We start from the raw sequence: 18403 nt of genomic DNA, 5'->3' as shown, positions 1-18403 counted from the left end.
ATGCAATATGTATATCCAGATGAAAAAGGTCATTACGGCATATACGGAGGGCGTTATGTTCCAGAAACGTTAATGCAGTCTGTTTTAGAATTAGAAGAAGCATATAAAGAGGCAATGCAAGATGAATCATTTCAAAAGCAATTACAGCATTATTTACAAACGTATGTCGGCAGAGAAACACCGCTTTATTTTGCAGAAAATCTAACGAAGTATTGCGGCGGTGCAAAAATTTATTTAAAGCGTGAAGATTTAAATCATACGGGTGCTCACAAAATTAACAACACAATTGGGCAGGCGCTTCTTGCGGTGCGAATGGGCAAGAAGAAAGTTGTCGCTGAAACAGGTGCTGGACAGCATGGAGTCGCAACAGCAACAGTATGCGCACTGCTTGGTTTAGAATGTGTCATCTTTATGGGAGAAGAAGATGTGCGCCGACAAAAACTAAATGTTTTCCGAATGGAACTGCTCGGAGCAAAAGTAGAAAGTGTTGCAGCAGGAAGCGGGACGTTAAAAGATGCAGTAAATGAGGCGCTTCGCTACTGGGTTTCACATGTACATGATACGCACTATGTTATGGGATCTGTTCTTGGACCGCATCCGTTTCCGCAAATGGTTCGTGATTTCCAAAGTGTAATCGGAACGGAAACGAAGAAACAATATGCAGTGCTAGAGGGGAAATTACCGGAAGCAGTTGTCGCTTGCATTGGCGGCGGCAGTAATGCGATGGGGATGTTTTATCCATTTGTACAAGATGAAGAAGTTGCGCTTTACGGCGTAGAAGCAGCAGGTAAGGGAATTCATACAGAAAAGCATGCCGCAACATTAACGAAAGGAAGTGTTGGCGTTTTGCATGGATCGATGATGTATATTTTGCAAAATGAAGAAGGGCAAATTCAAGAAGCGCACTCCATTTCAGCAGGGCTTGATTACCCGGGAGTTGGTCCGGAACATAGTTTATTAAAAGACATTGGTCGTGTATCGTATCACTCCATAACAGATGAAGAAGCGCTTCATGCTTTTCAGCTATTAACGAAACAAGAAGGGATTATACCGGCACTAGAAAGCTCGCATGCTGTGGCATATGCACTTAAACTAGCTCCAATTATGAAAAAAGACGAGGGACTTGTTATTTGTTTATCAGGACGCGGCGATAAAGATGTTGAAAGCATAAAACATTATATGGAAGAGGTGTAAGTGATGGGAGTAGAAAGAATTAATAAAGCATTTCAAAATGGGAAAAAAGCATTCATCCCGTACGTAATGGGTGGAGATGGCGATTTACAAGAACAAATTCGCTTTTTAGACGAAGCCGGGGCAAGCATTATTGAAATTGGAATCCCGTTTTCCGATCCAGTTGCAGACGGACCAACGATTCAAAGGGCAGGAAAACGAGCATTAGAAAATGGAACAACGTTAGAAGACATTTTTCAAGCGCTTGCGGAAGTGAGAAGAGAAGTACAAGTTCCATTTGTACTCATGACCTATTTAAATCCTATTTTAGCATTTGGGAAAGAACGTTTTACCGGGCGCTGTATTGAAGCAGGCGTTGATGGGATTATCGTGCCAGACCTCCCATATGAAGAACAAGATATCATTACACCGCTGCTATACGATGCAAACATTGCGCTTATTCCACTCGTAACAGTAACGAGCCCCATAGAACGAATTAAAAAGATTACAAGTGAATCGCAAGGGTTTGTCTATGCTGTCACAGTAGCGGGCGTAACGGGAGTACGCCGCGATTTCACACAAGAATTACACACCTACTTAGAAAAGGTGAAAGCACATGTTCAGCTTCCAGTTGTTGCGGGATTTGGTATATCGAAGGCGGAGCAAATAGAGGAAATGACTCGAGTATGCGACGGAGTAGTTGTCGGAAGTAAAGTCATTGAGCTGTTAGAGAGCGAAAAGCGAGATGAGATTCGTGAGCTGATTGCTGCGGTGAAATAAAAGAGTTAACGGCAAAACTCAAGTGCACATAATGTCGAATCGCCGACATATATTAAAAAACGGTCGATATATTCTAAAAAGCAATCGATATATTAGAGACATATAAACAAGGAGCTGATTCAAAAGACATTTACATCTCTTTTGAGTCAGCTCCATATATTAACCTAATGGATTTTCACCAAAACGTTCCCACAGTTTTGGGAAGCGCTCAGCTAATTCGTCCTCATCTTCTTCCCAGTCAAATTTTATTCCTTGTTCAAATGACTCATAACCTTTTTCATCAAGTAACGATGAGAATTTCTCCCATATTTCATTATCCCACTCTGTATCTCCTGTTTCTTTTAGGCTGAAAGCTTCAAATCCAGTACTTAACATTTCCTCAAATTCTGGAATGAGTTCGTCCTCTTCATAGTAAGCAGGAATTAAGTTTGCTAGATTTTCAGGGTTTTGCACAGCGGATTCAAATGTTTCTTGTCCACATGCGATGAGCCAACCTCTAAAGTAATCAAATGAATCATCGGAGCATCCACCTAAAATAATATAAGCAGCTGCCCATAAAGAGGATGTGTAAGATTGCTGTAAAGCAGTTTGAAGATGGATTTCATAATCTGCAATTTCATCTGCGGATTTTGCAGCTAATTGCTCAACTAACCATTCACTTGTTTCGTCTTTTGTATTCATTTCTGAAATCAGTTGCCAAAATTGTTCTTGGTTCATTGCCATCGCTCCTCTAAAAAAGGTGTTGTTTGTAGTGTAGCATGTTTTTAATAGTTCATCAGATAAAGAATAGGATAAAAAACTGACATGAAATGAATTGAATATTCTGTCTTATGTTATATAATATTTTTTAACATATAAGTTGCTGCTATGAAGAAAAACCATGCCCTGCACTTGCTTTCTCTTTTTGTTTTAACCCTTGCCCGTGGCAAAAAAAGGCTCTGACCGCTGCTATGCATGGCCAGATGCTATCGCCCCTTTAAAAAGAAAAGAGGTTTTATAACGTTTTTTCAATTTGTACCTTACAAGAAATGAGATGATGGTATGACAGTATTATTAGCTCTTATTCCAATCATGATGATTTTTATTTGTTTATTTGTCTTCAAGCAAACATCGCTGAAAGCATCGATAATTTCTTATGTTGTGTGCAGCGGAATTGTCTTGCTATCACCGGTGTTTCGCTTGCGAATAGGGGAGATTACCCATGCAACAATAAAAGGCGCTTTAATTTGTTTTATCGTTGGATACGTATTGTTTTTTGGTATTTTTTTATTTCACCTTATGAATAAAATGGGGTATATCGATCAAGTTGCTCGTTTTATGGAACATGTTACACATGACCGTTTACTGCAAATGCTTCTCATGTGTTTTGGGATTTGTCCTCTTATTGAATCAGTAAGTGGATTTGGAATTGGATTTATGGTGGCTGCTCCTATTTTTCTTTCGCTCGGTTACAAGCCGTTTCAAGCTGTTTTACTTTCGTTTATTGGTTTGTTAGCAAGCTCATGGGGAGCAATGGCAACAGGAACGATTATTGGCTCAGGACTTATTGATATGCCTTTAGTACAACTTGGCTCTGGTACAGCGCTATTAAGTGTGCCAATCTTTGCGTATTTTATCATTCTTTCATTATATATAGTCGGTGGCTGGGCTGCAGCAATGCAAAAATGGAAAGAAGCAACTGGTTTTTTTCTATTATTTTCGCTCTCCATCTATTTGTCTAGTACATATGTAAGTGTTGAATTAGCAGGGATTTTAAGTGCGATTGTAACGATAACATTTGGATTTATTATCATTAAAATGACAGCAAAACAGCAGAAAGAAGTGTATTCGGAACATGCAGCTGCCAAGCAGCAAGAAGTTTCTATTGTAAAAATAATTAGCCCGTATTTATTTTTAACAGTCTGTATTTTGCTTTCTCGTCTGATTCCGTCGTTTCATAGTGCACTACAATCATATGCAGTTATTAACTTGCCATCTTATTCTTACAAACTTGAGTTATTATATTCACCAGGATTTTGGCTTGGGGTTACATGTGTATTTACCATTATTTCCTTCCGGATTCCTTCTATTATAATAAAGCAGTCATTATTGCAAACGGTGAAACAATGGATTCCTTTTGCGATTACAACGACCATGTTTATTGCGATTTCAGAACTAATGGGTGCAGCAGGGATGCATGCCTTATTAGCGGAAGCTGCTGGTCATATTTTTGGAATGATGTTTGTTTTCGTTGCTCCATTTATCGGTGGTATGGGCGGTTTTTTAACGGGAAGTAACGCAGGATCAAATGCGATGTTTATGAAATTACAAATGCAAACAGCACAGAACGTGGGGCTTCCGTGGCAGTTTGTAACAACGGTGCAAAATACAAGTTCGTCTGTTGCAACCATTGCTTGTCCATCGCGAATTACGCTTGGTGCTTATTTATGTAACATTCCATTTCGAGAAAATGAGTTATTGAAGAAGACGACACTTATGATTTTCGGGGCTGTATTAATTGTGGTGGGAGAAGTTTTCGTGTGGCACTTTATTGTGTAAAGAAACATTTCTCTTATCGGAGAGTGTTTTTGTTTGTAGAAATAAGTAATTTCATAAAAAGAGAAAGAGTGAGCGTAGAATGACTATAAATTTAAGAGATATTACAAATGAGAATTGGATAGAGTGTATATTCTTAACTACAAATAAAGAAGATAAGCACTTTGTTTGCGAAGAGTTTGTAGCCTCAAATGCATTATCATTAGCCCAGTCAAAAATTCAAAAAGGTTGGATTACAAAGGCAATATACAATGATGAAACGATGGTTGGTTTTACGATGTATGGCTACTGTGAACAACATCATTTTTTTGAAATATGTAGGCTCATGATCGATCATAAATACCAAGGAAAAGGGTATGGGAAAACGGCACTTTTATACGTAATAGATGAGATGAGAAAAGATGCGAATTGTCATGAAATTTTTCTATCTTTTGAACCGAATAATATCGTTGCAAAACAGATGTATGAAAGCATTGGTTTTGAAGATACAGGCAGAACAGTTGAGGGGGAATGTTTATATAAGTTACCATTTAAGGAGGATGAAGTGAGATAAAAAACTCCATAATGATTGATAACTGCACAAGATGGGAATTGTAAACGATAGAAGGAGTGATACGATGAAATACATTATTATAGGCGGAGATGCAGCTGGAATGAGTGCTGCTATGCAAATTGTCCGTAATGATCAAGAAGCAAATGTAATCACTTTAGAAAAAGGCGAAATCTATTCATATGCGCAGTGCGGTCTTCCTTATGCGATTAGCGGGGTCATTGCTTCTACTGAAAAGTTAATTGCTAGAAGCGTTGATACGTTTCGGAATAAATATCATATTGATGCGAAAGTGAATCATGAAGTGACACGTGTAGATCCAGCGAGCAAAAAAGTATATGGCATACATACGCAAACATCAGAACCATTCGAATATGAATATGATCGTTTATTAATTGCAACGGGAGTGCGTCCAGTTATGCCGAACTGGAAAGGCAGTAATTTGCAAGGCGTTCATCTATTAAAAACGATTCCGGATGCAGAGCGAATTATGGAGACGCTTCAGAATAAGAAGGTTGAACATGTTACTATTATAGGCGGCGGGGCAATCGGGATAGAAATGGCAGAAACATTTGTCGAGCTTGGGAAAAAGGTTCGTATGATTGAGCGGAATCAATATGTAGGTACCGTATTTGATGCGGATATGGCAGCATACATTCATGAGGAAGCAACAAAACATAACATTGAAATTCTTACAAATGAAAATGTGAAATCATTTCAAGGAAAAGAGCAAGTTGAGTTTGTGGAGACAGAGAAAGGAATGTATGAAACAGATCTTGTTTTAGTATCCGTTGGAGTTAAACCGAACACTGATTTTCTAGAGGAAACAAAGATCATTAAAAATCAAAAAGGTGCTATCCAAGTTAACGCGTATATGCAAACGAATATAGAGGACATTTATGCGGCAGGAGACTGCGCTACGCAGTACCATATTATAAAAGAAAAACATGATCATATTCCGCTTGGAACAACGGCAAACAAACAAGGAAGAATTGCCGGACTAAACATGGTGAATAAACGCAGAGCGTTTAAAGGGATTGTCGGAACAGCAATTATGAAATTCATGGACATAACACTAGGCCGAACAGGTTTGAATGAAAAAGAAGCAGAGCAATTACAAGTACCATATGAAGTTGTAAAAATAGATTCAACAAACATAGCAGGATATTATCCAAGTAAGAAACCACTGCACGTAAAATTATTGTATCGTACGGACACAAAACAGTTATTAGGCGGACAAGTAATTGGCGAGCAGGGCGTAGATAAACGAATAGATGTACTTGCGATGGCATTGTTTCATAAAATGACGATTCATGATTTAGAAGACGTGGACTTAAGTTACTCTCCGCCATACAACAGCGTATGGGATCCGTTGCAGCAAGCAGCGAGAAGGGGGGAATAAGCATCTCTTTTTCAAGAGATGCTTTATTTCTGACTATAAATAAGATTTTATCCGTTTCATATCTGTAATTAAATACGGATTATCTTTCTTCATATTTTTAACAAGAACCTCTGCTTTTGTGTAGTCCTCTTTCAGCACTTCTAATTCTTGTTGTGTAATTCCGACCAATTGTATAAAATTCACTCTACCATGAACAGTGTCAATTCCTTCTGCCTCAGTATCACTTACAACTAGTAAAGCAGTAATAGCAGATTCTACGCCAATATGAAGAGACGTTCCATTCCCTGCCACAAATTGCATTGGCTCAAAAAACCTTTTCTGTGTGCAGGTATAGCGAGCAAGATTAGATAGCATATCTATTGCCCACATACAATCCTCATTTGAATCCTCTTTCAGTTTTATAGTCATTTCATAACCCCAACGGCTCCATTTACCACCAAATGCTTCTTCATCTGTGTAAAGCTCCGTCATTCCATAAGTCAGTAAATGCTTGTAACCATTTGGAGATTGATAAATACTATAGCCGTCTAAATATTGGTCTCCCCCAAAAATGGAACGTTCATGAAATGTTGTCCCATAATGTGCAGGTTTCTGATTCGGATAAAGTTTATCAAAGATCTCATCAATTGCTTCCCATCCTGGTGCCCAATCTTCCTGCTCTGATGCACGTTTTTTATATTCTTCTAAAATCAATTCGGATTACCTCCTTAATCTTGGTAAGTGCGTGTTATTACAATGATAAAATAATAGAATACTAACTTCTACTACTTTTCTTTCGCCTTAGGTTATATTTCCTTCTTATCTTATAGGAAAAACTATTCAAATAACCATTTTATGAAATATGTATTATTCAACTAAACTGCATTGTTAGTTAAAGAACTATCATATGTGGATTGTAACATATTTTTCCATAAAACTTGGCTTTCCACTTAAAAAGTGTAGATTTTAATAGTAAACCCTAGAAGTGGCAGAGTATTAGACTTGTTCGGGGGTCATTTGCTACATTTAGGAAGAGGTGAAACGAATGCATAGAATGTTGATAGATAGAGCTAGCGGAAAAACTTGGAGTATTCAAAGAAACGATAGCATACTTGCCACTTCGACTGGGGGCAGAAAACCCCGGGAGAAGCAGTTTGACAATGCTGAGCAGGCAGCCAAGCAGATGGAGAAGGAAATTTGGCAGAGACTGAAGAAAGGAATGATCTATCATAATTTGGAGGTATCGGCAGGAGAACCGGTGTTGCAGTTATATTTGGGAAAGGGATACACAGGGTTTCTTCCTTTTGTCCCTATACCAGGAACTAATTCATCGTATGTTGGATATGTTATTGGTCAGTTTCAGCGAGAAGAGATTTATTTAATAGACGAGTACGGAGGGAAACAGGTCGTTTTTGAGCTTGGAGAAAATCATCTTGTATACGATATGTACTATTGTCCTTATGCGGGCGAGTTGGTATTGAATGATTGTCATTCGATAAGAGGATATGAGGTGGAAAGCCGGAAGCTTAAGCTTTATTCGGAACCACTGTATACTGAATTAGCGGTAGGGAATACGCTGTCCTTATCCGGTGATAGAGTACTCTGGTATCATGATTCCAAGCTTATTGTGTACGATCTTATAAAGGAAAAGGTGGTCTGCCAGATAGCAGTAAATTGCGAGGTGTATGGAGGGCACAGTACACAGCTATGTGCTGCGCTGTCGCATAGCGGAGATAAGTTCGCTTATTGTACGAATAGTAGGGAAGTAAAAGTATATGATATTGCCTCTGGTCAAGAAGTAGTACTGCCCAAATCTATCCATGCTATGACAACAAGGATAATCTTCTCCCCGGATGATCATCTTTTGTTTACTCAGGAGCAATACGGGCATTGGGATTTGCTTGTATATGATTGGCAGGCTAAGGAGAAATGCGAAGATTGGCAGATAGGTGAGACTAGGAGTTGTGCGATTCATGCGGGAAAAGGACTGGTAGCTGCTTATGATAGAGGGAAGGTACGACTGTATGAACTTGTAACAAAACGGCTTGTAGCAACAATCGTGATTGAGCATGTGGTGAAGTCTTGCAATATAGCATTCACTGAGGACTATTTGGCTGTTTATACAGATTATGGTTGTTTTAGTCTTTATGCATTGTAGGGAAAAGACTTCATCTTGCCGAAGTTTTTGCGAGGTGAAGCTACGTGCCAAATTTAGCATCTAGCATAGGATTTGTATGAAAACTAGAATGAATTTCTTACGTTAGAATGCCATTTAATCCGTATGCAACTTATTCAACGATAGGGTGCAATTGTAGACCAACGCTAATATTAGTCTAAAAAGTAGACACAACAAACTGCTTTTCTACATTGAGTCAAACTTTATTTTAAATTCGTATTTTTCGTATAACGTATAATTTTTTGATATAGTAGCATTGCTATTAACCTAACAAGAATAAACTAACTCAAAACGATAAAAATTGAGCAATTTGCACAAAATTTTTGTTGTGGATAATGATGAATTCTTGACTTGATGAGTATGGGGTGCTGGGGAATATTTCTATAAAATGAATGAAGAGAATAAAATATAAAGTCTTCATGGTAGTTCAAAAAGGAAATCTGGACAACTTAATTGACTTACGGCGGGAACTAAGAGACGAACTTTTGGGTAAAGAAGAGTGTTATCAGTGGACTTACCATAAAGGTGCGGTGAAATTTACTGACACTATAGTATGAAATTAGGAATGTTATATTTTAATAGATTCCAAATTTATTTTATGTGAATTCACTCTTTGGGAAGGTGATTATCATTATTAAGCTATCGAAAATCGCGCAAAATCTCGAAGATCCAATTTTTATTATGTCTTATTACAAAGGTGGTTGGAATCATGCGGAATGAAGCGATATTAGTGGTTGATGACGAGGAAGGCATTCTGATTATGCTTGAGAATCTTCTTCGAAAAGAAGGATATATCCATGTTACTAAAGCCAGTTCCGCTGCTGAGGCGCTCATGGCTGTTCGAACAACACGCTTTGATATAATTGTTCTTGATGTCATGCTTCCTGATATGGACGGATTTTCTTTGTGTATGGAGTTACGCAAGACCATAAGAACCCCTATTCTATTTCTTAGCGCTCGTTCCAGTGATTTGGATAAGTTACAGGGTCTGTATTTAGGCGGGGACGATTATGTAACTAAACCGTTCAATCCGATGGAAGTTATCGCACGAATTCAGGCGCATTTGAGGCGGAGCACTCTCTATGCGTCTGATGTTGTAAGCGCTGAGGATTTGTATCAGTATCATACTTTTTCGGTTAGCCGTACTACCGGACAACTTATTGTTAACAATGTGGATACTCCTTGTCCGGCCAAAGAACTTGAACTACTTCTCTATTTTTGTAAACATCCAAATCAGGTATTTACCGCCCAGCAATTATATGAGCAAGTGTGGGGGACAATGGTGCAAGGGGATGAGAAAACAGTCGTTATCCACATCTCTAGACTCAGAAAGAAGCTTGAAGCTGATCCGTCCAACCCTAAGTTGATTGTTACGCTAAGAGGAATTGGGTATAAATTTGTTCCACCTACGGGAGGTTAGAACAATGAACTTTATGCTTCGCATAGCATTGCAACTGCTAATGGCTTTCTTTTTTCTGTTTGTTTGTATTCATATAATTGTTATTGGAACAGCCTGGCTTTTTTGGCCACAAACAATCACGGATGGAAACAGTTCAGATATCTTTACAATTTATGTATTGGTGGTGTGCGCCCTACTTTTTCTTCTGACCTTGCTTCTGATTGGGTGGTATCTTGGGAAGCCGCTTTATTTCATTATTGTTTGGATTAGACGTTTGGCAAACGGTCAATATGATTTTCCCATGCACTGGGATGAGATCCACTCTCGCAAAAGCGGAACGTTGAAATTTCCATATGCAGTCTATAAGGAAGTGTTCGAGCATTTACGGATGCTTGGGAACACACTCCAAAAAAATGAAAAAGAGTTGCGGGAGTCGGAACAAGCGAAACAAGAATGGATTCGAGGGATATCGCATGATTTAAAAACACCATTAACCTACATATCCTGTTATTCCAGCATGCTGATAAATATGAAATATCAATGGAGTGAAACGGAACAGAGGGAATTCTTGTCTATCATTCAACAGAAGTCAGCTCACCTGAAAGAAATGGTGCAGGATCTCAATGAAACGATTCAGGGCCAGATTCCTCTAAAGGTCGAGGAAGTGGATATCGTCGAACTTGTACGCAGAGCGATGGCGGATGTCAGTAGTGCACCTTGGGCGACCGGTCATCTGTTCATGATGGATTCGGAGCCAGAACAAACTTTTATAACTTGCGATCCAAAGCTTTTGACACGCGCTATTCGTAATTTACTTGTTAATGCCGTCGTTCATAATCCAGAAGGCACCGAGATTGCAATTTGTATTTCGCAGCTTTATGACCGGATGGTGGAAATCCAGATTAAAGATAACGGGATTGGATTTAGTGAGTCGTTTGTTAAAAGTGATGCAGTAATAATACCCTCCGAACGCTCGGGCTTGGGATTGTCCATTGCGAGGCAACTAATCGAAGCCCATGGCGGAAAATTAATCGTCATCAGTAAGCCGAATGAAGGGACTTCTTTGTCGATTAGGTTGTTATTGGCGCAAATTTAAGGTGAAGTTAATCGTCTGTTTACCTCCTGTTTACTAGCGTACCATATACTAAAAGAAATATCATATAAGGAGTTGTGATCTTCATGGAACCTGTAAACTTGAATACTGCATCTCATTCCAAGATGACTGGTGCGAAACATGCATTGTTTCGCTGGTGGAGGCGTTGGCCAGAATGGGTTCGATATGCGGCACTCATTTGGACACTCATTTATGGTACGCTAGGGATGTATTGGTCACTTGGAGGCTTAGGTTTTCCATTAGGCTTGATGAACGATCCGAATGCGTTAAATTCATTTTTTAAACATGTTACAGCTACTGATGCAGGGCCAGTCATTGCTATTCTTTGTTTTTTTGGTGTGGTAGTGCTTTTTATGTTCAAGTTCAAAGTGCGTGGTTTTATCCGAACGATTCTAATTTTTTATGCTTGGAGCGTCGCGATGATTCTTTGCTTTATAATCACGGATACCCGTCCAATTATGTTAGTAGCCTATGCTCCTATTTGCTTGATTGGGACTCTTTTCGGGCTATCGTTACATTATTTCGATCACATCACATGGCCGGTGGTAAACCAATTTATTTGTCTTGTAGGAGGAGTGCTATGGGCAGCGACGGCCTTGTCATTTCAACGACAATCCAGAGATGCTTGCAGACATTGTGGGCATAAAAACGGCATGAGGCGTTGGATGGCTTCTAATTCTATGGCGCGCTGGGGAAGATTAGCAACTTATGTTGCGATCTTTGCCCCTGCTTATTACGATATTACCCGTATTGCATGGCTGTTTGGAATACCTCTAGGAGTTACAAAGGAATTATTTCAAAGTCTTCAAGAGTCAGGGGCTGTATGGGCCGGGGCGGGCCTAGCTTTGGTATCGATTAGTGGAGCCTTTCTTACTCGCGGACTTATAAAGCCGTGGGGAGAAATCTTTCCTCGTTGGATTCCGTTTTTGGCTGGGAAGCGCGTACATCCTGCTCTGGCCATCGTTCCTGCTGGATTTGTCTCCATAATGTTAATCGCCGCTGGTATTCAGATCGTCCTTAATTTCTCTTTTAGCAGTGATTTTCAGAACTGGGGAGCATCAACGCCTCTCTTGTTATTTCCAATTTGGGGAATCGCGTTGGGAGTGGCTACAATTTTCTATTATTACCAAAGGAAGGAGCGCTGTAATTACTGCGGTCTATAGGAGAGGACTTCATTAACGATGAATGCTAACATATTAAGCATTGTACCTGTAACTTTGTAAATCCGCAAAATCCTCATACTACTCCAATAACTAACTTTACTGTTGTTTATTTTGAGAAAAGATTAGCTAAAGTATAAAAATACTCACTCGATTGTTTTTTTGTGTAAAAAAGAGCCTTGTTCTATACGAAGAAAATGAATAGTAACGCAAATATACTACTAGCATTCTTGTAAGAAAAAATGGTTAAATCCTATTTTCTTCTCAACAACATGACATTTTTATTTCTCAACATGATAATCATCATTTATATGATAATATAAAAACTGTAGTTCCCTTAATCACCGTTCCTGTAACATCAATATGTAGAGGAGCAAACCCTCATTTAGAGGGTTTGTTTTATAAAACACATAAAAATTTCACGTACTATATTTGTTGTGAAATTTTTATTTTGACAAATATACTTATGGGTGCCACCGTCTGCTCAAGTCATAAAAACGCTATCCTGGGGCAATAAAAAAGCAATTAGAGTACATCCAGATAGATGCAGAGAAGTGTGTGAATCTCTAGATGTATTTACGTTTTATCTGATAAAGAGTATAGCTGATGGCAAGCGTGATGCAAGAAAATAAAATAGCAATGCTAGAAAAAGCGAGTAAGTAAGCATTATACTTCGCTATATTTGCGATAATTGCATGACTATCAAAATGAAGAATGCCTCCTATAACGTTGAAGAGAAATAGGAATAAGAAGATCGTAATCAGTCCATCTAATGCACCTTGTATGTCTGGCTTACTTAAGGCAATATGCGTAGAGATACAAATTGCCAAGATAAGAAAGATCCAAAAGTAAGGGTTTAATAGATTACTAATCGTAAAAATGCTTTTCAATAATAGGATTGAAGATAAACCAGTATGTTTGATCATATCACTCATAGCGCCGCTTGGCTGAATATTTGTTTCGATACCATTCATAAATACTGAGTATGAGTGGGGGATAAGACAATACATGAAGCCAACTAGCGCTGCAATTCCTGAAAAAATAGGGGCAACACCGATGAAAAAATTACCTATTTTTTGATATATACTTTTAGGGTTGTATTCGTGCTGCACATATCCTAAATACCCGTTACTTGTATTCGTTGGAAACCACTGAATACCCACGATTTTATGCCCGAATAAGACGCACATAAATGCATGTCCAAATTCGTGAATGGGTGTTCCAATCCATGAAGTGAAGAGGAAGCCATTTCTTCCGAAAGCTCTTGTCCAATATGTTCGCGAACGATTTTCTAAATATCCTAATACAAATCCAACTAAGACAATATATCCTACTAATGAAGCTAACTGTATAAAGGTTGTAATAAGTATAGTAAAAAAGAAGTTTCCTAATTCCATTTTGTCACCTTATCTATATGTGATTTTATAAATAGTAGATTACATGAATTCCTTAGCATCAGTCTACCATTATTTTTGTTATGGAAATAGAAATGAAGAAAACCCTCTTGCATTTGCAAGAGGGCTCTTCAATTTATAAAAGGATCAACCTTCTAATAATAATGATTTTGGATCTTCAAGCATTTCTTTAACCGCAACTAGGAAGCTAACAGCCTCTTTTCCGTCTACGATACGGTGATCGTAAGAAAGGGCGATGTACATCATTGGACGGTTTTCCATGCGCTCTGCATCGATTGCAACAGGGCGTAATTGGATTTTATGCATACCAAGGATACCTACTTGTGGGCTGTTTAGGATTGGTGTTGACATAAGAGAACCGAACACGCCACCGTTTGTAATTGTAAATGTACCACCTTGTAGTTCTTTTAATGTAAGTTTGTTATCACGAGCTTTTTTACCAAGATTACTAATTTCGCTCTCAATTTCAGCGAAGTTTAATTGGTTTGCATCACGTACAACAGGAACAACTAATCCATCTGGAGCTGCTACAGCGATTCCGATATCGTAGAATTTCTTAATGATAAGTTCATCACCTTGAATTTCAGCATTTAATAATGGGAATTGTTTTAATGCTGCTACAACTGCTTTTGTGAAGAATGACATGAAGCCAAGACGAGCACCATGTTTCTTTTCGAACGCATCTTTACGTTCTTTACGTAACTCCATGATAGCTGTCATATCAACTTCGTTAAATGTTGTTAACATTGCAGATGTTTGTTGAACTTCTACAAGACGTTTTGCAATTGTTTGACGGCGGCGGGACATTTTTACGCGCTCAACTGGTTTTTCAAACTCAGTAGTTGCAGCTGGTTTTGGACTTTGTTTTTCTTGTTTTGGCTCTGCTTTTGGCGCAGTAGCATGTGCTTGAACATCATGTGGTCTAACGCGGCCAAGTGGATCAGTGCTGCGTACTTCGTTTAAGTCGATTCCTAATTCACGTGCCATTTTTCTAGCAGCAGGTGATGCGATAGGACGATCTGTATTTGGAAGACCTTGCATCGGTGCTTTGTTTGGCGCCGCACTTGGAGCCTCAGCTTTTGGTGCTTCAGTAACTTCTTGTTTTGGCTCTTCTGGAGCAGGTGTACTTACTGCTGCCGCTGCATTTGCATCTAAAACTGCGATAACATCGCCAATTTCAACTGTATCTCCAGGTTCTCCTAGTAATTGTGATACAATACCTGAATCTTCTGCAATGATTTCTACATTGACTTTATCTGTTTCAAGCTCAACAACGCTTGCGCCTTTCTCAACTTTGTCGCCTACGTTGATCAGCCATTGTGAAATAGTTCCTTCTGTAATAGATTCTGCAAGCTCAGGTACTTTAATTTCGATCATTTTAAATGTCCTCCCCTATTTTGCCTAACAATTGATTTAATATGGTTATATAAATAATCTTCTCTAACCGTGAATGGGGGAGACCCCCATTCACATGAAGTTAACAGTATTACTTATTGTGAACAAATTCTTGTTCTTGTTGTAGCTTGAAATTGATATTAAGAGTTTGATTAATAATCAATTCTTGTTCTTTTCTATGAACATGAGGATCGCCGCCTGATGGACTTGAACGGTCCGGACGTCCAATATAGTTCGCTTTTACTTTGTCAGAAGCAAGTTCGAATAGAATTGGTGCAACATAATGCCATGCGCCCATATTTCTTGGTTCTTCCTGTACCCATACGATTTCTTCCAAGTTTTCAAAACGCTCAGCGATCGCTTGGATTTTCTCAGTAGGGAATGGATATAACTGTTCAACGCGAACGATATGCACTTCATCTAGCGTATGTTCTTTCTTGTTCGATTCAACATCTACTGCTAAATCGATTGCCATCTTACCTGTAGTTAATACAAGACGCTTCACTTTACTTGTTTCTGTTCCAAGGTTCGGTTGCTCTACAACTGTTTGGAAGCTACCTTCACTTAACTCAGAAGCAGGTGAAGATGTAAGTGGATGACGTAACAAGCTCTTTGGCGTCATAATTACTAATGGTCTTACATAATCAGTTCCAAGACTTGCTGCTTGGCGGCGCAGGATATGGAAATATTGCGCTGCACTTGTTAAGTTGGCAACTGTCCAGTTATTCTCTGCAGCAAGCTGTAAGAAACGTTCTGGACGAGCGCTGGAATGCTCAGGACCTTGCCCTTCATAACCATGAGGAAGGAGTAAAACAAGTCCGGATTTTTGACCCCATTTTGCTCTTCCTGCTGAAACGAATTGATCAAATAATGCTTGCGCTGTATTAGAGAAGTCTCCGTATTGTGCTTCCCACATTGTCAATGTTTCAGGAGAAAATACGTTATAGCCATACTCAAACCCTACAACAGCAGCTTCAGAAAGCGGACTATTATGAACCGCGAAAGAAGCGCGTGCTTGTGGCAAGCGATGCATTGGTGAATATGTTTCGTTTGTTTCTGTATCATGTAATACAACATGGCGCTGTGCGAATGTACCACGCTCTGAATCCTGTCCTGTCAGACGAATTGGCGTACCGTCTTGTAAAATCGAAGCAAACGCTAACGCTTCGGCATTTGCCCATTCTAGTTTACCGCCATCTTTAAATGCGCTCTCACGACGTTCAAGGATTTTCTTTAATTTTGGATATACATTAAAACCTTCTGGCCACTGTAGAAGACTCGTATTTAATTCTTCAAGTGTTTCTAATGGAACACCTGTCATCATTTTTGGAATTCCATTTGCAACTACTTCTGGAACTTCAACATTAGCAGTTACTTCTTTTTTATCTGAAGAAACTTGATTATATTCAGCTTTCAAATGCTCTTGTATAAATTGCGTAATTGTTTCTACTTCTTCAGCATTTAAAATGCCTTTCGCCTGTAACTCTTCAGCATATAAAGCTCTTACAGTAGGATGCTTGCTAACCTTTTTGTATACTTTCGGTTGTGTTACTGCTGGATCATCCATTTCGTTATGACCAAAGCGGCGATATCCGATTAAGTCAATTAGGAAATCCTTTTTGAACAGCGTGCGGTATTGGAAAGCAAGAGTAGCTGCAATCAGACAAGCTTCAGGATCATCAGCATTTACGTGTACAATCGGAATATCAAAGCCTTTCGCAAGATCACTTGAATATCTTGTAGAACGAGAATCATAACTATCAGTTGTGAATCCGACTGCGTTATTAGCGATAACATGAATCGTTCCGCCTGTTTGATAACCTTTCAGTCTGCTTAAGTTCAGCGTCTCAGGTACAATACCTTGACCAGGGAACGCTGCATCACCGTGTACTAAAATTGCGAAAGATTTAGAAACATCTTGCTTTGGATAACCTGCTTGTTCGCGATTTTCCTGAGCAGCACGTGCAAATCCTTCTACAACTGGATCTACAAATTCAAGGTGACTTGGGTTATTTGCTAAAGTAACTCGTGTAAGAGCGTCTTCAGATCCAACCAATTGTTCTTTACCTAAGTGATACTTCACATCGCCAGTCCAGCCGATATTGTTCTTATCTTTATCTTGCATTGGTGCTGAATGTTTAAATTCAGTAAACATGTGACTATATGGTTTTTCTAATGTATGAGCAAGTACGCTAAGACGTCCGCGGTGAGCCATCCCGATCATAATATCTTTTACGCCGCCCTTAGCGCCTTCAGAAATCATTTCATCAAGCATAGGAACTAGCATATCAACGCCTTCGATAGAAAAGCGTTTTTGACCAACAAATGTCTTATGCAAAAATTGTTCGAAACCTTCGACCGCTGTCAATCGTTTTAAAACAGCAATTCGTTTCTCGTTTGATAGTGGATGATACAAGGAAGATGATTCCACCATTTGTTGTAACCATGCACGTTCTTCACTATCTTGAACATGAGCGAACTCATAAGCTAAAGATTTTGAATAAACATCTTTTAATCTATTAACAGCATCAAACGCTGTTTGAACATCCGCAGGTGCATCTGCCCAAACCATTTTTGCTGAAATCGCTTTCAAATCATGTTCACTTAGTCCCTCTAAAGAAAACTGTCCATCCACTTTTTCTTCCAGCGGATTAATATGTGCAGAAAGGTGACCATATGAACGGATATTTTCTAAAACCTTTGCAGCTTTTAGAACTTTTTCGATATCTGTATTGTTTTGAGAAGAAAAATGAGAGCCGCTAGTAGTCTCCTCTGTAAAATCTGCATAAAAAGGAGGAGCACCCCATCTTGCAAAAAGCTCTTCTAACTCTGGATCAACAGAACCTTCCCCGGCTACATAACAATCGTACTGTTCAATGACATAGCCAAGGTTAGGACCATGGAACTTAGCCCAAGGGCTGTTTGTATTTGTATTCTTCCTCGTCATTTGACAAAACCTCCTACTCGTTAGAACCAGTAACGAGTGCAATTCATTTTATACTCTTATGTTATTACGATAATTTACATAATACAAAACGTTATTACTTATCTGTTTTGTAAAAAAACATTCACAATTACTTATCACCCAGCGGATTTCTTCGTATTATCAAGGAATTTTTACAGTAAAATACTAAATATAGTATGGTAAATTAAACCTAGGGATAAAATAGTAATAGAAAAAATAGGTTAAAAATAGTTGAAAATTTGCGAATATTCAAGTGGTAACGTTCCAAATTATGTATATTAAAATAATAAGCGCTTTCAAAAATATTATACAACAATATAACAAAGTATAATAGAGAAAATGGCGAATTTGTGAATTTTTCGT

14 protein-coding genes are annotated in these 18403 nt (G+C 38.7%); 9 read left to right on the top strand and 5 right to left on the bottom strand.

Going from position 1 to position 18403, the window contains the following annotated elements:
- Both trpB and trpA read left to right on the top strand, forming a co-directional pair.
- A complete protein-coding gene (trpB, locus tag ACIGHG_RS01720; protein ID WP_396546877.1) occupies window positions 1–1194 on the top strand; it encodes a tryptophan synthase subunit beta in 1194 nt (397 codons plus the stop codon).
- A 3-nt stretch (window positions 1195–1197) separates the two neighbouring features.
- Window positions 1198–1950, top strand: a complete 753-nt coding sequence (trpA, locus tag ACIGHG_RS01715; RefSeq protein WP_336472123.1) for a tryptophan synthase subunit alpha — start codon at window positions 1198–1200, stop codon at window positions 1948–1950.
- A 159-nt stretch (window positions 1951–2109) separates the two neighbouring features.
- Here trpA and ACIGHG_RS01710 read toward each other — a convergent pair whose 3' ends face one another.
- On the bottom strand, window positions 2110–2667 hold the full coding sequence (locus tag ACIGHG_RS01710; protein WP_396546875.1) for a DUF4240 domain-containing protein: 558 nt from the start codon (window positions 2665–2667) through the stop codon (window positions 2110–2112).
- Window positions 2668–2991: 324 nt separating this feature from the next.
- Here ACIGHG_RS01710 and ACIGHG_RS01705 point away from each other — a divergent pair, with 324 nt between their 5' ends.
- The 3 genes from ACIGHG_RS01705 (at window position 2992) to ACIGHG_RS01695 (ending at window position 6437) form a co-directional block, all read left to right on the top strand.
- Window positions 2992–4488: an L-lactate permease gene (locus tag ACIGHG_RS01705; protein ID WP_336472121.1), complete on the top strand. Its 1497-nt coding sequence runs from the start codon at window positions 2992–2994 to the stop codon at window positions 4486–4488.
- A gap of 79 nt (window positions 4489–4567) precedes the next feature.
- On the top strand, window positions 4568–5038 hold the full coding sequence (locus ACIGHG_RS01700; RefSeq protein WP_396546873.1) for a GNAT family N-acetyltransferase: 471 nt from the start codon (window positions 4568–4570) through the stop codon (window positions 5036–5038).
- A gap of 64 nt (window positions 5039–5102) precedes the next feature.
- The gene (locus ACIGHG_RS01695; RefSeq protein ID WP_336472119.1) at window positions 5103–6437 is read left to right on the top strand and encodes a CoA-disulfide reductase; all 1335 of its coding nucleotides are present in this window, start codon (window positions 5103–5105) and stop codon (window positions 6435–6437) included.
- Between the two features lie 33 nt (window positions 6438–6470).
- Here ACIGHG_RS01695 and ACIGHG_RS01690 read toward each other — a convergent pair whose 3' ends face one another.
- Window positions 6471–7130 carry a suppressor of fused domain protein gene (locus ACIGHG_RS01690; protein ID WP_396546870.1) on the bottom strand — a complete coding sequence of 220 codons (660 nt, stop codon included), beginning with the start codon at window positions 7128–7130 and terminating at the stop codon, window positions 6471–6473.
- 331 nt (window positions 7131–7461) lie between these two features.
- On the opposite strand from ACIGHG_RS01690, the gene ACIGHG_RS01685 reads away from it, so the two are divergent.
- The 4 genes from ACIGHG_RS01685 (at window position 7462) to ACIGHG_RS01670 (ending at window position 12268) form a co-directional block, all read left to right on the top strand.
- Complete coding sequence (locus tag ACIGHG_RS01685) at window positions 7462–8574, top strand: hypothetical protein (RefSeq protein WP_396546868.1); 1113 nt, start codon at window positions 7462–7464, stop codon at window positions 8572–8574.
- A 727-nt stretch (window positions 8575–9301) separates the two neighbouring features.
- Window positions 9302–10012: a response regulator transcription factor gene (locus ACIGHG_RS01680; RefSeq protein ID WP_336471431.1), complete on the top strand. Its 711-nt coding sequence runs from the start codon at window positions 9302–9304 to the stop codon at window positions 10010–10012.
- A gap of 4 nt (window positions 10013–10016) precedes the next feature.
- Window positions 10017–11087 carry a sensor histidine kinase gene (locus tag ACIGHG_RS01675; RefSeq protein WP_396546866.1) on the top strand — a complete coding sequence of 357 codons (1071 nt, stop codon included), beginning with the start codon at window positions 10017–10019 and terminating at the stop codon, window positions 11085–11087.
- Window positions 11088–11170: 83 nt separating this feature from the next.
- Window positions 11171–12268: a hypothetical protein gene (locus tag ACIGHG_RS01670; protein WP_396546864.1), complete on the top strand. Its 1098-nt coding sequence runs from the start codon at window positions 11171–11173 to the stop codon at window positions 12266–12268.
- Between the two features lie 563 nt (window positions 12269–12831).
- Here ACIGHG_RS01670 and ACIGHG_RS01665 read toward each other — a convergent pair.
- From ACIGHG_RS01665 to ACIGHG_RS01655, 3 genes are all read right to left on the bottom strand, one after another.
- The gene (locus tag ACIGHG_RS01665; RefSeq protein WP_336471434.1) at window positions 12832–13662 is read right to left on the bottom strand and encodes a hypothetical protein; all 831 of its coding nucleotides are present in this window, start codon (window positions 13660–13662) and stop codon (window positions 12832–12834) included.
- A 144-nt stretch (window positions 13663–13806) separates the two neighbouring features.
- On the bottom strand, window positions 13807–15057 hold the full coding sequence (odhB, locus tag ACIGHG_RS01660; RefSeq protein WP_396546862.1) for a 2-oxoglutarate dehydrogenase complex dihydrolipoyllysine-residue succinyltransferase: 1251 nt from the start codon (window positions 15055–15057) through the stop codon (window positions 13807–13809).
- Window positions 15058–15166: 109 nt separating this feature from the next.
- Entirely contained in the window at window positions 15167–18022 is a 2856-nt protein-coding gene (locus ACIGHG_RS01655; RefSeq protein ID WP_396546860.1) for a 2-oxoglutarate dehydrogenase E1 component, read from the bottom strand.
- Between the last annotated feature and the right edge of the window lie 381 nt (window positions 18023–18403).

This window comes from Bacillus sp. NPDC077411 (assembly GCF_044543425.1).
Classification (GTDB): domain Bacteria; phylum Bacillota; class Bacilli; order Bacillales; family Bacillaceae_G; genus Bacillus_A; species Bacillus_A bruguierae.
The sequence above is the reverse complement of the archived record's forward strand: the minus strand, read 5'-3'. Positions and strand labels throughout refer to the sequence as shown.

Excerpts from the sequence above, each read along its gene's own strand:
- ACIGHG_RS01710 (WP_396546875.1), bottom strand. The coding sequence starts at position 2,667 with ATGAACCAAGAACAATTTTGGCAACTGATTTCAGAAATGAATACAAAA.
- ACIGHG_RS01665 (WP_336471434.1), bottom strand. The coding sequence starts at position 13,662 with ATGGAATTAGGAAACTTCTTTTTTACTATACTTATTACAACCTTTATA.
- ACIGHG_RS01675 (WP_396546866.1), top strand. The coding sequence starts at position 10,017 with ATGAACTTTATGCTTCGCATAGCATTGCAACTGCTAATGGCTTTCTTT.
- ACIGHG_RS01700 (WP_396546873.1), top strand. The coding sequence starts at position 4,568 with ATGACTATAAATTTAAGAGATATTACAAATGAGAATTGGATAGAGTGT.
- ACIGHG_RS01695 (WP_336472119.1), top strand. The coding sequence starts at position 5,103 with ATGAAATACATTATTATAGGCGGAGATGCAGCTGGAATGAGTGCTGCT.
- trpA (WP_336472123.1), top strand. The coding sequence starts at position 1,198 with ATGGGAGTAGAAAGAATTAATAAAGCATTTCAAAATGGGAAAAAAGCA.
- odhB (WP_396546862.1), bottom strand. The coding sequence starts at position 15,057 with ATGATCGAAATTAAAGTACCTGAGCTTGCAGAATCTATTACAGAAGGA.
- ACIGHG_RS01705 (WP_336472121.1), top strand. The coding sequence starts at position 2,992 with ATGACAGTATTATTAGCTCTTATTCCAATCATGATGATTTTTATTTGT.
- ACIGHG_RS01670 (WP_396546864.1), top strand. The coding sequence starts at position 11,171 with ATGGAACCTGTAAACTTGAATACTGCATCTCATTCCAAGATGACTGGT.
- ACIGHG_RS01655 (WP_396546860.1), bottom strand. The coding sequence starts at position 18,022 with ATGACGAGGAAGAATACAAATACAAACAGCCCTTGGGCTAAGTTCCAT.
- ACIGHG_RS01680 (WP_336471431.1), top strand. The coding sequence starts at position 9,302 with ATGCGGAATGAAGCGATATTAGTGGTTGATGACGAGGAAGGCATTCTG.
- ACIGHG_RS01685 (WP_396546868.1), top strand. The coding sequence starts at position 7,462 with ATGCATAGAATGTTGATAGATAGAGCTAGCGGAAAAACTTGGAGTATT.
- trpB (WP_396546877.1), top strand. The coding sequence starts at position 1 with ATGCAATATGTATATCCAGATGAAAAAGGTCATTACGGCATATACGGA.